Here is a 13856-nt window from a genome sequence, read left to right on the forward strand (position 1 = left end):
GGCGGGGTCACACAAGGCGATACCGCATAACGTCGTACCCAACTGGAATGATGTCCAGCTGTGGCGGACTCCTCAGAGATTCTGGCGGGACTGGACCGGGACCAGTCCATCGCCGTGACCGCCCCGGCGGGACCGCTGTGCATCCTCGCCGGTGCTGGGACCGGCAAGACCAGGGCGATCACGCACCGGATCGCCCACCGTGTCCGGTCCGGGCAGGTCCGGGCCCAGCACGTGCTGGCCGTCACGTTCACCGCCCGGGCGGCCGCCGAGATGCGCGAGCGGCTGGGCCTGCTCGGGGCGGCCGGAGTTCAGGCGCGCACGTTCCACGCGGCGGCGCTGCGGCAGGTGCGGTACTTCGCGCCCCGGCTCTTCTCCGGCCGGGACATGCCCCAGCTGCTGGACAGCAAGGCCCGGCTGGTCGGCCTGGCCGCCACCAAGGCCGGGCTGAAGACCGACCGGGAGGTCTCCCGCGACCTCGCAAGCGAGATCGAGTGGGCCAAGGCCTCGCTGATCGAGCCGGACGACTACGCCGCGGCGGCCAGGAAGGCCCTGCGCGAGCCGCCGTTCGACGGGGCGCTGGTGGCCAAGGTCTACGCGCACTACGAGCGGGCCAAGCGGGCTCAGGGCGTGATCGACTTCGAGGACATGATCCGGGCCGCGATCTGGGCCGTGGAGGAGCACCCCGACGTCGCCGAGCAGGTCCGGGCGCAATACCGGCACTTCGTCGTGGACGAGTACCAGGACGTCAACCCGATGCAGCAGCGCCTCCTCGACGCCTGGCTGGGCGAGCGCGACGACCTCACCGTGGTCGGCGACGCCAGCCAGACGATCTACTCGTTCACCGGGGCGAGCGCGTCGTACCTGGTGGACTTCAAGCGCCGGCACCCCGCCGCCACCGTGGTCCGGCTGACCCGCGACTACCGCTCCACCCCGCAGGTCGTCGACCTGGCCAACGCGGTCATCTCCCGGGCCCGCGGCGAGCTGTCCCGGCTGCGGCTGGAGCTCGTCGGGCAGCGCCCGGCCGGGCCGGAGCCGACCGTGCGCACCTTCGCCGACGAGCCGGAGGAGGCCACGGCGGTCGCGGCGCGCTGCGCGGAGCTGATCGCGGCCGGCACCCCGGCCCGCGAGATCGCCGTGCTGTTCCGGGTCAACGCGCAGTCCGAGGTCTACCAGGAGGCCCTCGCCGAGGCCGGCATCCCCTACGTGGTGCACGGCACCGAGCGCTTCTTCGAGCGGGCCGAGGTCCGCGAGGCCATGATCGCCCTGCGCTCCTACCGCGGCGAGGACACCGGTCTGATCGAGACCGTGCACACGGCGCTCGACCGGGTCGGCTGGCGCCCCGACAACCCGCCGGCCGGTGGCGCCCAGCGCGAGCGGTGGGAGGCGGTCTCCGCGCTCGTCAGCCTCGCCGAGGGCATGGCCACCCTCACCCTCGACGAGTTCAACACCGAGCTGCAGCGGCGCGCGGCCATCCAGCACGTGCCGACCGTCGAGGGCGTGACCCTGTCGTCGCTGCACTCGGCGAAGGGCCTCGAGTGGGATGCGGTCTTCCTCGTCGGGCTCTCCGAGGGGACCCTCCCGGTGATCCACGCCCGCACGCCGGACGCCGTCGAAGAAGAACGGCGGCTCTTGTACGTCGGAGTCACCCGCGCCCGCCACACGCTCTGGCTGTCGCACGCGGCGGCACGCACCCCGGGCGGCCGCATGCGCCGGCAGAGCCGGTTCGTGCCCTCGACGACCCCCGCGGGCGTGGCGGCCGCCACCTCCGCGGGCCACAGCGCCGGTGGCTACCCGCGCCGATCCTTGGACAAGGCGACGGTCGCCGGCCGGGCCAAGCGGATCATGGCGGTGTCCTGCCGGGTGTGCGGCACCGGCCTGGTCAACGGGGCCGACCGCAAGCTCGGGCGCTGCTCCACCTGCCCGTCCGACCTCGACGAGGACCTGCTGGCCCGGCTGGTCGACTGGCGCGCCCGGCTCGCCGCGATCCAGAAGGTGCCCGCGTTCGTGGTCTTCACCGACGTGACCCTGGCGGCCATCGCCGAGCGGCGGCCGTCGCGGCGGGAGGAGCTCGCGGCGATCGCGGGCATCGGGCCGCGGAAGCTGATGCTGTACGGCGACGACGTCATCGCCCTCGTCCGCGGCACGAGCGTGGATGCCCTCGCCCGCGAGAGTGACTGAAGATTATCTATCGATTCGGGGCACCATGAGCTGCGCCGACATGGCACACTGAGTGCCGGTGCACGTGGTTGCCCGGGGGCTGGAAACTGACAGAAAACTTTCCCCGGAAAATCGTTTGCCCTACCGTTGAGGCACGGCATAGCCTGCGAACACGACGCCGGACGACCGGTGGCCGACGCACGACGAGTTGCTAGAGAAGAGGTGGGTCCACGTGAAGCTCTATCTGACTTTGGAGCGGCGCGCGCTAACGCCTGCCCTCTGCTCGGCCCGCCGTCTGTCGCCGACTGCTGCCCCGCAATGGCAGGAGTCTGTCCTGACCGTCGCCGCCGCTGCCCCGGCCCCGGCCCGGGTTCCGGCTGCCCTGGTTGTTCCGTCCGCTCTGGTTCCGTCCGCTCTGGTTCCGGCCGCGCATGTCGCGGGCGCTACCGGGTCGGTCCGGGGCGATCTGACGGTTCGGGTGACCGAATCGGCGGACCGGACCGACGTCGTCGCCACCGTTACCACCGATGAGATCCACGTCGCCTCGGCGGCTCTGCTCGACCAGCGCGGAATCCGGGTTCAGGGGACCACTGGATTCAGCGCGAAGCACAGCATGACGGCTCCGAAGCCCAATGGCGGAGTCCGCGGCATACCACCTCGAGGCAGGCCGGTCTAACAAGACCGACTCACCACCGGCTCACCTCGAGGCCGCGGAACCCGACACCGGGATCCGCGGCCTCATTCATTTGCACCAAACGATCACACCAAACGATCGACAAACAGAAAGGGGTGACCGGGATGAGCCTGGCCTTGGCATCGATCGACGTGCGCGTCGACCCGGCCTCGGACGAGCGTCTGCGTGCGGCTGCACGGGGCGTCAAGTCCGACCTGCCGTGCCGCACCTTCGACCCGGACCTGTGGTTCGCCGACTCGCCGGCGGAGCTCGAGCTCGCGAAGTCCCTCTGCGTGGAGTGCCCGCTCCGCGCCGAGTGCCTGGCGGGCGCCATCGAGCGCGCCGAGCCCTGGGGTGTCTGGGGTGGCGAGATCTTCGAGCGCGGCGCCGTCGTGCCGCGCAAGCGTCCGCGGGGCCGCCCGCGCAAGGAGGACGTCGCCCGCGACGCCGTCCTGCGCGGCGAGGTCGCTGCCCGCACGGCGGCCGTGGTCGCCGGTGTGGCGGCCTGAGATGAGCGCACATCGCCGACCGGCCAGCCGAGGACTGCGCGCCGCGCAGCCGACCCGGCTTCTTCGTTCCACCGACTTCGTTCCGACCCGACCCAGGAGTTCCGCGATGACCTTGCAACTTCTCCACGAAGCCCTATCACGAGCGCGAATGCGTCGGCCTCAGACTGCGAACCACTCTGAGGCTTACCCGTCCGCCCGCCAGGTCGCCATGCGCGCACGCCGCGAGCAGGAGCGCTTCCTGACCCGATAGTGATCCACCACGAGCAAACGGGCCCCTCGCCGACGCGAGGGGCCCGTTCCCGTGTCCTGAGAAGGCCGCTCAGGCGGTTTCGTCGTCCGGCGCTGTGCTCTTCTTGCGGCGGGTCGCCTTCTTGACCGGCGCGGCCGCCACCGGCTCGGCGAAGCCCGGCAGCCAGTCCGTCAGGATCGACCGGTACGCCGCCCGCGCCTCCAGCTGGCACAGCACGCCGATCGAGCCCAGCGTCACGCGGTGCACCAGCATGTAGGACGGCGGCAGGTTGAGCTGCCGGCTCAGCGCATAGGCGGGGCTCTTCGGGTTGGCCAGCCGCGTCGCCTCCGAGCGCAGCCACGCCCGCGTGAACTGGAACTCGTCCTCGGCCAGGGGGTCCAGCATCGGGCGGATGTAGCCCAGCACCGCCGCGGCGTCCACCTTGGCGTCGCCCTTGATGAAGCCCTCCTGCCGCAAGCCGTCCAGGACCGCCTCGGCGTCGCCGGCCAGGGCCAGGCGGGTCAGCCGGCCGATGATCTCGGGGTGGCCGCCGGGGAGGCGGGCCACGGCGCCGAAGTCCAGCACGCCCAGGCGGCCGTCGGCGAGCAGGCGGTAGTTGCCCGGGTGCGGGTCGGCGTGCAGCATCTCGGCGCGCGCGGGGGCGGAGAAGTGCAGGAGCGCCATGAGGTGCCCGGCCCGGTCGCGCTGTTCCTGGGTGCCGCTCGCGATGATCGTGGAGAGCGGCGTGCCCTCCACCCACTCGGTGACGAGGACGCGCGGGGACGAGGCGAGCACTGGCGGTACGAAAATGTCGGGATCGTCGGCGAAGGCCTCGGCGAAGGCGGTCTGCGAGCGCGCCTCCAGCTCGTAGTCGAGCTCCTCGGTGACGCGGTCGCGGATCTCGGCCACAAGGGGCTTGACGTCCAGGCCCGGCTGGATCGCCTTGAACAGGCCGGCGAAGCGGGCGAGCTGGTTGAGGTCGGAGCGCAGGGCCTCGCCGGCGCCGGGATATTGCACCTTGACCGCAACCGGGCGGCCGTCGGTCCAGACCGCGCGGTGCACCTGGCCGATCGAGGCGGCCGCGGCCGGCTTGTCGTCAAACTCGGTGAACAGGTCGCGCCAGTCGGGGCCGAGCGACTCGGCGAGCACCTTGTGGACGCTCGCGGCGGGCAGCGGCGGCGCGGCCTCCTGCAGCTTGGTCAGGGCGGCGCGATACGGCCCGGCCAGCTCCTCCGGCAGCGCCGCCTCGAACACGCTCAGCGCCTGGCCCATCTTCATGGCGCCGCCCTTGAGCTGCCCGAGGACGCTGAAGAGGTGCTCGGCGGTGCGGCGCTGGACGTCGGCGGAGACGACCTCGGCGGCCATGCCCGTGACGCGCTTGCCAAGCCCGAGCGCGGCCCGGCCGGCCAGCCCGAGGGGCAGCGACGCCAGTCGTGCGGTGCGGGCGACTGCGCCCCTAGGGATCTCGGTCACATGTCATTCTTACCCGCTCTTGCCACCTCGACGACGGCGACGGCAGTCACAGCGGGGATGTGCCGCCCATTCCCGCCGCCGAAATTCGCCGGGACGCGGGATCTCGACGATCGCCGCCTCGGTCCGCACGGCCCCGCCGTCGAGGTAGGAGAGCACCTCGTCGGCCGCGAAGGCCGCACCCGCCATGGCCGTGGTCAGGCTGCACGGCTCGCCCAGGCCCGGCGGTGCGGTGGCCAACTGCGCGGCGAGGGCGGGCCACGCCGGATCACGGTCGCGGCGGTGCAGGTCGAGGCAGATCCGGCACGGCGAGCGCGCCGGACGCACGAGCGGACCCACAAGAACAGTTCCAAGCCGCACTTGTACCTCCAGTCGTGGCAGAAGATGCAGCCGCACTCCGCGCCGGGCCAGGGCGTCGCCGTTGCGCTCGCCGACGCGCACGACGAAGTCGATGCCGTCCCCGCGGGCCGCTTCGAGCCGCATCCAGGGTGCCTGCCGCGCGATGGCGGTCGAGGTGGCCAGGGCGCGCGAGGCCTGGACGTCGTCGCGGGCGAGGCCGCCGACCGCCACGTCGGCATCGGTCGCGCTGCCCTCGACGAGTGGCTCCACGTGCCCGACGCCGGCCCCGGCGAGCACGGTGGCCAGGGGCGCCACGAGCGGGCCGTCGCCGGCTACGAGCACGCGGGATCCGTTGCGTCTGCGCAGTACACCCGCGGCAGTTTGATCCGAAGGGGCCCGCGCGCCACTGCGCAGGCGGAGGCTGATCGCGGCCGCCTCGGGCAGGAGTCCGGCGCCGATCTCAGGTGCCAGGCCGGTCGGCACCAGGGCGTGGGCCGCGACGACCAGTCCGCTGGCGCGCAGGGCCTGCACCAGGTCCAGCACATCGGCCCCGGCCAGCCCGAACGGCCGGGTCTCGGCCAGCACGCGCGGCAGCGTGCGCGAGCCGTCGAGCAGGTCGAGCACCCGGGCGAGCTCCGGGCGGCGCAGTTCGAGCACGACGGCGCTGGCCGGGTCGGTGCCCAGCTGGATGGTTCGCTCGCCGCGCCAGAGGCGCCGTAGCCCCGGAAGCAGCCTCGGTCGCATGGCTGCCACGCTTGCACGCCGGCGCCGGGCCGACGGCGGTTGTCCACAGGACGGTCCACCGTCGGCCGGCGTTATCCACAGCCTGCGAGCCGGTTATCCACAGGGAAAGGTGCAAAGGCCGCGTACCGCGCGGGGTTCGCGCGAGAAGGTGAAGCTTCGGTCCCCCCGGGGTGGATGTACTCGACTTGCCGATTGCCGCTTGACCGGAATTTCGGATTTGTCCGCCCGACGGGCGGACTCATCCGGGCCGAATGCCGGGCGGGTGTGCGCACTCGGCCGCGGTACTGCGCCGCGAGCCAGTCCGAGGTCGTGTCGTCGTGCGAGGTAGATCGGCAAGCGGAGCTGCTCGCTAGCTCAGGCCTTCCCGAGGATCCGGTTGACCGTCGTACCGCAGACCGGGCACGCGCCCTTCGCCATCTTCATGCCGGTCTTCGAGATGGCGATTTCGCCCTCGAAGTCCCGCTTCTCCTTGCACTTGACGCAGTAGCCGTTGTAGGTCTCGGCCACGATGCCCTCCTCATCTCGGTCCGGCACGTTCCGCGCACCGGTGCTGACCAGCTAGGCCAACGTGGTGAGTGTGCCTTGTCGGACACTCGGGGAAAGTGCGGTTAGACGGGACACGCCGAGCGTAATCGGAAGATCTTCCTCCAACCGCACCGTACACACTATGCACAGCCTGGGGATAACTGTGTGGGCAACGGTGTGGGTTGCTGTGGATGAAATCGCACAAGGACCCGGAGCAGGCCGGACTTCCGGCGGAATCTTTCCGGCGAGTGCCCACGAATGGGTGACTTACGGACGCGCTCGCGGAGATTGGGCCTTGCGAAGGGATGGCCGCTTCCGGCTAGCGTTCCTCCGTGAGCGGGACCCGAGGGGGGCGGCATGACCCGCAAGCCGGTCATCGAGGTGCGGCGCAGCAAGCGCCGCCGACGCACGGTGTCGGCCTACCGCGACGGCGAGCGCGTCGTGGTGCTGATCCCGGCGCAGTTCTCCCGCGCCGAGGAGCGCGAGTGGGTCGACCGCATGCTCGAGCGCCTGGCGGTGCGGGAGCAGCGGGCCCGGCGTACCGATGTCGAACTGGCCTCCCGGGCGCAGCGCCTGGCCGCCCGCTACCTGCCCGACCACCCGGAAGCCGGCCGTCCGGCCAGCGTGCGGTGGGTGCAGAACCAGAACGGCCGTTGGGGATCTTGCACGCCGGCAGACGGTACCATCCGGATTTCGCACCGCGTGCAGGAGATGCCCGACTGGGTGATCGACTACGTGCTGCTGCACGAGCTGTCACACCTGGTCATCCCCAGCCACAGCACCGCCTTCTGGGCCCTGGTCGCGCGCTACCCGAAGGCCGAACGGGCCCGGGGGTATCTTGAGGGGGTGTCAGCGGCCGCCGGTCTGGGGATCACCGAATGACCGTGGCCGCAGTCGTCGCCCTGCTGGTCCCGGTGGAGTGGGCGCCGCCCGGCTCCGACCTGGCCGCCTGGCGCGCCGCCATGGCCGAGGACCTGGTCGACCTCCTCACACCGCTGCCGCGCGTCCAGCCCGCGATCGCCGCGGTCGCCGCCGACCTGCCGCTGGCCGCCAAGATCGCTTGGCCGTCGACGCGAATCTACGAGGTGCCGGCCCCGACCATCCGCGCCGCGCTGACGGCCGCTTTCGATGACGGACACGACAAAGCCGCAGTTGTACTGGCCGATGCCCCCGACCTGCCCGCCATGCTCATCGGCAAGCTGCTGCGGCCGCTGTCCACGCGCGCACTGGCGGTCGCCCCGGCGCACAACGGCGGCTTGCTGGGCGCGTCGGCGAACCTCCCGCTGCCCACGTGGGTGCCGGAGCTCGACGCCGTGGAGGGCGATGTGGCCGCGGCCCGCCGCCCGGCCCCCGATCCCACCATGGTGGTCTCGGCGCCGGGCTGGCACCGTCTGCGCGGCCCCGACGACCTCCGCCGTCTCGACCCGGGCCTCGACGGCTGGGAAGCGACTCGCGCGATGCTGACGTAGAAGGCGGATGGTCTTTCGGGCACCGTTGGCTACCGTGCGATGTCCTGAAAAGCGGTGGGGGAGCTTCGCTCCACCCACACCCCCTCAACACCGCACCGGGTCCTACGGGCGGCGGCGTGTCATGCCGCAACCGGGCGCCTAGTCCTCGTCGGGCTTCTTCTCTTCGTCGCCGGTCTTCTTCTCTTCGTCGCCGGTCGTCGGCTCTTCGCCGAACTCCTCGCTGAAGCCCAGGTCGCCGAGGTCCAGCTGGGTGCGCGCGAACATGTCGGGGTCGGCGAAGGCCTCCTCGTCCGGCAGCAGGTCCGGGTGCCCCCAGAGCGCGTCGCGCCCGCTGACCCCGCGGTGCTCGGTCAGCGCGTTCCACAGCGCCGTCGCCTCGCGCAGCCGGCGCGGGCGCAGCTCCAGCCCGACCAGCGCGGCGAACGTCTGCTCGGCCGGCCCACCGGCCGCGCGGCGGCGGCGGAAGGCCTCGGAGAGCTTCACCACATCCGGCAGCCGGTCGCCGGCCGCGCGGTCCACCACGTGGCAGACCCAGCCCTCGACGAGCGCGAGCGCGGTCTCCAGCCGGGCCAGCGCGGCCCGCTGCTGAGGCGTGTCCTCGGGCGTGAAGATGCCCTCGAGCACCAGCTCCTGCGGGTCGTTGCCGAGCGTCGAGGGGTCGATGCGGCTCATCGCCTCCTCGATCGCCTCCCGGTCGACGTGGATGCCCGCCGCATAGGCCTCGACCGCGGCGAAGACGTGCCCGCGCAGCCACGGCACGTGCCCGAAGAGCCGCTGGTGGGCCGCCTCGCGCAGGGCGACATAGAGCCGGACCTGGTCGTCCGGGATTTCCAGCCCTTTGCCGTACTCCGCGATGTTCGCCGGCAGCAGCGCCGCCGTCCCGGCCGGGCCGAGCGGCAGGCCGATGTCACCGGCGGACAGCACCTCGGCGGCCAGCGAACCGAGCGCGGTGCCCAGCTGCCCGCCGAGCAGCGCGCCGCCCAGCGAGGCCACCATCGAGGTCATCGGCCCCATCTGGGCCCGCATCTCCTCGGGGACCAGCTCGGTCATCGCCGAGACCATGCGCGCGGCCACCGGGTCGCACAGCTTGCGCCAGATCGGCAGGGTCTGGTTGAGCCACTCGCCGCGGCTCCAGGCGGCGGTCGACCGCACGCCGGACGGGAGGGACGACTCCGGTTCGAGCCACAGGTCGGCCAGGCGCAGCGCCTCGATCACCGCGGCGCGCTCCACCGCCGTCACCGACGGGTCGCCGACGGGCTTCGGGGCATCGGGGTCGGTCGCGTCGGGCGTGGGCACCGGAGCGCCGGGCATCGCGAAGCCGACCGGGAACTGCGAGACGCCGGCCGCCGGGCCGCCCCCGGTGAGGTGGGCCTGGGCCAGCTGTCGAGCCAGATCCCAGTTGACCGGACCGCCTCCGGGCGTGGCGAACAGCTGCTGCAGCTGGCTCAGGAATTGCTGCATCTGGCGCGGATCATTGGGATCCGGCACGTCGCCGCCGGACGGACCGAAGCCGAACGGGATGTCTGCTGGCATTCCACAAAGGTACTCGCTTCCAGGTGCGGTGGGCCGGGAGCGCTAGGCTCGCCGCCATGAGACGTCGTGGGCTGACCGTGCTGTTCGGCGCGCTGCTGCTGTTGGTGCTGGCCTGGCAGGCGACCGTGGTCAAGGTGCCGTACGTCGAGATGGGCCCCGGCCCGACCTACGACACCCTCGGCACGGACACGGGCAAGCCCGGCGGCCACGCGATCATCAGCGTCGAGGGCGCCGAAGCGACCAAGTCCAAGGGCCAGCTGCGGATGACCACCGTCTCCGTCCAGCCGAACATGACCCTGCTCGACGCCATGATCGGCTGGTGGCAGCAGGACCGCGCGGTCGTGCCGCGCGAGCTCATCTACCCGCCGGACCGCACCCAGCAGCAGGTCGACGAGGACAACAAGCGCGACTTCCAGGCGTCGCAGACCTCGGCCGAGACCGTGGCGCTGCGTGAGCTCGGTTACCCCGTCATGGTCACGGTCGCCGAGGTCACCGCCGGCTTCCCGGCCGAGGGCAAGCTGCAGAAGGACGACGTCATCAAGACCGTCGACGGCACCGCCGTCAGCAGTCCCGACAAGCTCACCGAGCTCGTGCGGGCCAAGCCGGCCGGCACCGCCCACCAGATCGAGATCGTGCGCGCCGGGCAGACGCAGACCGTCGAGGTCGCGACCAAGGCCGGCGACGACGGCAACCCGCGCATCGGCATCCAGGCCGGCACCAGCCAGCCGCACCCGTTCAAGCTCACGATCCAGCTCGACCGGATCGGCGGGCCCTCGGCCGGGCTGATGTTCACCCTGGGCATCATCGACACGATCAAGCCCGAGGACCTGACCGGCGGCATGATCATCGCCGGGACCGGGACGATCAACGACGCCGGCGAGGTCGGGCCGATCGGCGGCATCCCGCAGAAGCTCGTGGCCGCGAAGGCCGCCGGGGCCAAGGTGTTCATGACCCCCGCGGCCAACTGCGCCGAGGCGATGGACAACCCGCAGCCGGGCCTTCCATTGATCAAAGTGAACAACATCGACGACGCGCTGACCGCCCTCGACACGCTGCGGGCCGGTCGGACGCCGACGCTGTGTAGTAGATGACTACGCTGGACGAGTTTCCATACGCGAACGGGCGGAGCCGACCGTGGTAATGCGTAATCCGATGACGAGGGTGAGCCGGCGGGGACGGGTCACGATCGCCGTCCTGGTGGTCGTCTTCCTGCTGTTCACGTTGTTCGACCGGGTGGTCGGGGCGTGGGCGGACTATCTGTGGTTCTCCGAGGTCAAGTACACCCAGGTCTTCACCGGGGTGCTCACGACCCGGATCTGGATGTTCCTGATCTTCGGCGTGGCGGTCGGGCTCGTCATCGCCGGCAACCTCTACCTGGCCTACCGCACCCGTCCGCTGCTGCGGCCGCACTCGGCCGAGCAGCACGCGCTGGATCGCTACCGGCTGTTCCTGCTGCCGCACATGACCGGCTGGATCCTGCTGGTCGCCGGCCTGATCGGGCTGTTCTCCGGGCTCTCGGCGCAGGGGCACTGGCAGGACTGGATGCTGTTCAGCAACAGCACCCCGTTCGGCCAGACCGACCCGCAGTTCCACGTCGACCTGTCGTTCTACGTCTTCGAGTACCCGTTCTGGCGGTACCTGCTGGGCGTCGGTTTCACCGCCGTGGTCTTCTCCCTGATCGGCGCGCTCGCCCTGCACTACCTGTTCGGCGGCGTGCGGCTGCAGGGCGCCGGCGAGCGGATGACCGCCGCCGCGCGGGCCCACCTGACCGCCCTCGTCGCGCTGTTCGTGCTGCTCAAGGCGGCCGCCTACTTCCTGGACCGGCGCGGGCTGCTGCTCGACAAGTTCCCGACCCAGGACCTCTACGGCGCCGGGTACACCAACATCAACGCCCTGCTGCCGGCCAAGGAGATCCTGGCCTGGATCTCGATCGTGGTCGCGATCGCCATCCTGGTGTTCTCCAACGCCTTCATGCGCAACCTCGTCTGGCCCGGCCTGGCCCTCGGCCTGCTGGCGCTGTCCGCGGTGGCGGTCGGCGGCATCTACCCGGCCGCGGTGCAGTCGTTCACGGTCAAGCCGAGCCAGCTGCAGAAGGAGTCGCCGTACTTCAAGTACGCCATCGACGCCACGCGCGAGGCGTACGGGCTGAAGGATGTGCAGACCGTCCAGTACGGCGCGGACAACACGAATCCGCCCGCATCACTGACGAACGGCTCGGACCCGACCGTCAACAACATCCGGCTGCTCGACCCGGCCGTGGTCGGCGACACCTACACCCAGCAGCAGCAGGTCCGCGGCTTCTACGAGTTCAACCCGAAGCTGGACATCGACCGCTACGCGCTGACCGACCCGAAGACCGGCAAGGCGCGCACCCAGGACTACATCGTCGGCGTGCGTGAGATCCGCTACGACCAGCTGCAGCAGAACAACTGGCAGAACCGGCACAGTGTGTACACGCACGGCTACGGCTTCGTCGCCGCCCCGGCCAACCAGGTGGTCTGCTCCGGTCAGCCGTTCTACGTCTCGGGCTTCCTGAGCGAGAACACCAAGCCGGACGACCAGGCCGGCGAGCAGTGCGCCTCGGACAGCGACCAGATCCCCGTCGACCACCCGCAGATCTACTTCGGGGAGCAGATGGGCGACGTCTACGCGATCACCGGCAAGTCCAAGGCGGCCGACCGCAACGCCGAGTTCGACCGCCCGACCGGCGGCACCGGCAACGAGGACCAGTACTCGACGTACGACGGCAGCGGTGGCGTCAACGTCAACACCTTCTGGCGCCGGCTGCTCTACGCGGCCTACTTCCGCGAGACGAACTTCCTGCTCTCCGGGGTGCTCAACGACCACTCGAAGGTGCTGTACAACCGCGACCCGGAGACCCGCGTCCGCAACATCGCGCCGTTCCTGACCCTGGACAGCGACCCGTACCCGGCGGTCGTGGACGGCAAGATCCTGTGGATCATCGACGGGTACACCACGTCGGCGACCTACCCGTACGCGCAGAAGCTGGACTGGAACACCGCGATCCAGGACTCCTCGACCGGCGGCCGGGTCTTCCCGGAGCCCCGCCAGGACGTCAACTACCTGCGCAACTCGGTCAAGGCCACGGTCGACGCCTACACCGGCGAGGTCAAGCTCTACGCGTTCGACGAGAACGACCCGATCCTCAAGACCTGGAACAAGGCGTTCGGCGGCAAGCTGGTCCAGCCGCGCTCGGCGATCTCGGCGAGCCTGATGGACCACCTGCGGTACCCGGAAGATCAGTTCAAGGTCCAGCGTGACCTGCTCAGCCGCTTCCACGTGACCACGCCCGAGGGCTTCTTCTCCGGTCAGGACTTCTGGGAGGTCCCGAAGGACCCGGCGAACTCCACGGCCGACCAGCCGCCGTACTACCTCGTCGCCCAGCTGCCCGGCCAGAACGACGCCCGCTTCCAGCTGACGGCGGCCATGGCCCCCCGCAAACGCGGCAACCTGGCGGCCCTCATGTCGGCGTCGTACGTCAACGGCCAGCCCCGCTTCGAAGTGCTGGAGCTACCGGCCAACACCGCGATCCAGGGCCCGAACCAGACCCACAGCAGCATGACCTCGATCGCCGACGCCAGACGCGAACTGACCCAGTTCAGCTCGCAGAACTCGGACGTCTTCTACGGCAACCTGCTGTCCCTGCCGGTGGCCAACGGCATGCTGTACGTCGAGCCGATCTATCTGAAGGCCAAGAACGAAACCGCGTTCCCCCGCCTGCAGAAGGTCCTCGTCGCGTACGGCCCGAAGTACATGGCGTACGCCGACACCCTCGCCGACGGCCTGGACCAGCTCGTCAAACAGGTCACCGGCCAGGCCCCGGTCCCGCAGACCGACAACGGCAACACCGACCAGAACACGGGCCAGCCCGGCACCGGTACGACGGGCACCCCGCAGGTCCAGGACGCGGTAGCCGCCATGAACAAGGCGATCGCGGACCTGAAGGCGGCCCAGCAGTCCGGCGACTTCGAGGCCTACGGCCGCGCGCTGAAGGCCCTGCAGGACGCCGTCGCAAGATACGAGGAGGCCACCAAGGCCGCCGGCGCCACCCCCTCGCCAGGGGCTTCGCCGGGCGCGTCCCCGAGCAACGCAACATCGGCGGGTGCCTCGCCTTCACCTTCCGCAGGCTGATTGTTCACCCGGGCCGGGGGTAACGACTCCCGGCCCGGGTGACACCGGACACGCAA

At 70.9% G+C, this 13856-nt stretch carries 11 protein-coding genes; 7 read left to right on the top strand and 4 right to left on the bottom strand.

The genetic code is table 11. From position 1 onward, the window contains the following. The first annotated feature begins 60 nt into the window (after positions 1-60). From ACQP00_RS04890 to ACQP00_RS04900, 3 genes are all read left to right on the top strand, one after another. Positions 61-2178: an ATP-dependent DNA helicase UvrD2 gene (locus ACQP00_RS04890; protein ID WP_433214913.1), complete on the top strand. Its 2118-nt coding sequence runs from the start codon at positions 61-63 to the stop codon at positions 2176-2178. 211 nt (positions 2179-2389) lie between these two features. Continuing rightward, positions 2390-2833 carry a hypothetical protein gene (locus tag ACQP00_RS04895; protein WP_433214916.1) on the top strand — a complete coding sequence of 148 codons (444 nt, stop codon included), beginning with the start codon at positions 2390-2392 and terminating at the stop codon, positions 2831-2833. 122 nt (positions 2834-2955) lie between these two features. Continuing rightward, a complete protein-coding gene (locus tag ACQP00_RS04900; RefSeq protein WP_433214919.1) occupies positions 2956-3339 on the top strand; it encodes a WhiB family transcriptional regulator in 384 nt (127 codons plus the stop codon). A gap of 319 nt (positions 3340-3658) precedes the next feature. Here ACQP00_RS04900 and ACQP00_RS04905 read toward each other — a convergent pair whose 3' ends face one another. The 3 genes from ACQP00_RS04905 to ACQP00_RS04915 form a co-directional block, all read right to left on the bottom strand. Then, on the bottom strand, positions 3659-5041 hold the full coding sequence (locus tag ACQP00_RS04905; RefSeq protein WP_433214922.1) for an ABC1 kinase family protein: 1383 nt from the start codon (positions 5039-5041) through the stop codon (positions 3659-3661). 9 nt (positions 5042-5050) lie between these two features. Then, positions 5051-6121, bottom strand: a complete 1071-nt coding sequence (locus tag ACQP00_RS04910; protein ID WP_433214925.1) for a hypothetical protein — start codon at positions 6119-6121, stop codon at positions 5051-5053. A gap of 354 nt (positions 6122-6475) precedes the next feature. Next, positions 6476-6631, bottom strand: coding sequence for a DUF5679 domain-containing protein (locus ACQP00_RS04915; protein WP_425516560.1), 156 nt, complete (start codon positions 6629-6631; stop codon positions 6476-6478). A gap of 372 nt (positions 6632-7003) precedes the next feature. Between ACQP00_RS04915 and ACQP00_RS04920 the strand changes: the two genes are divergently transcribed. Both ACQP00_RS04920 and ACQP00_RS04925 read left to right on the top strand, forming a co-directional pair. Continuing rightward, a complete protein-coding gene (locus ACQP00_RS04920; protein ID WP_433056583.1) occupies positions 7004-7528 on the top strand; it encodes a M48 metallopeptidase family protein in 525 nt (174 codons plus the stop codon). Then, a complete protein-coding gene (locus ACQP00_RS04925) occupies positions 7525-8115 on the top strand; it encodes a hypothetical protein (protein WP_433214928.1) in 591 nt (196 codons plus the stop codon). The genes ACQP00_RS04920 and ACQP00_RS04925 overlap by 4 nt, the downstream gene beginning before the upstream one ends. Positions 8116-8253: 138 nt before the next feature. On the opposite strand, the gene ACQP00_RS04930 is transcribed toward ACQP00_RS04925, so the two are convergent. Then, complete coding sequence (locus tag ACQP00_RS04930) at positions 8254-9648, bottom strand: zinc-dependent metalloprotease (RefSeq protein ID WP_433214930.1); 1395 nt, start codon at positions 9646-9648, stop codon at positions 8254-8256. 56 nt (positions 9649-9704) lie between these two features. Here ACQP00_RS04930 and ACQP00_RS04935 point away from each other — a divergent pair, with 56 nt between their 5' ends. Both ACQP00_RS04935 and ACQP00_RS04940 read left to right on the top strand, forming a co-directional pair. Further along, complete coding sequence (locus ACQP00_RS04935) at positions 9705-10739, top strand: YlbL family protein (RefSeq protein ID WP_433214933.1); 1035 nt, start codon at positions 9705-9707, stop codon at positions 10737-10739. 61 nt (positions 10740-10800) lie between these two features. Beyond that, positions 10801-13800 (top strand): UPF0182 family membrane protein, encoded by a 3000-nt coding sequence (locus ACQP00_RS04940; RefSeq protein WP_433214936.1) that lies wholly within the window; start codon positions 10801-10803, stop codon positions 13798-13800. The last annotated feature ends 56 nt before the right edge of the window (positions 13801-13856 follow it).

Origin of the sequence: Dactylosporangium sp. CS-047395 (assembly GCF_050942185.1) — a bacterium.
Lineage (GTDB): Bacteria > Actinomycetota > Actinomycetes > Mycobacteriales > Micromonosporaceae > Dactylosporangium.

Coding starts and splice junctions, on each gene's coding strand:
- ACQP00_RS04930 (WP_433214930.1), bottom strand. CDS start 9,648: ATGCCAGCAGACATCCCGTTCGGCTTCGGTCCGTCCGGCGGCGACGTG.
- ACQP00_RS04940 (WP_433214936.1), top strand. CDS start 10,801: ATGACGAGGGTGAGCCGGCGGGGACGGGTCACGATCGCCGTCCTGGTG.
- ACQP00_RS04935 (WP_433214933.1), top strand. CDS start 9,705: ATGAGACGTCGTGGGCTGACCGTGCTGTTCGGCGCGCTGCTGCTGTTG.
- ACQP00_RS04910 (WP_433214925.1), bottom strand. CDS start 6,121: ATGCGACCGAGGCTGCTTCCGGGGCTACGGCGCCTCTGGCGCGGCGAG.
- ACQP00_RS04900 (WP_433214919.1), top strand. CDS start 2,956: ATGAGCCTGGCCTTGGCATCGATCGACGTGCGCGTCGACCCGGCCTCG.
- ACQP00_RS04925 (WP_433214928.1), top strand. CDS start 7,525: ATGACCGTGGCCGCAGTCGTCGCCCTGCTGGTCCCGGTGGAGTGGGCG.
- ACQP00_RS04920 (WP_433056583.1), top strand. CDS start 7,004: ATGACCCGCAAGCCGGTCATCGAGGTGCGGCGCAGCAAGCGCCGCCGA.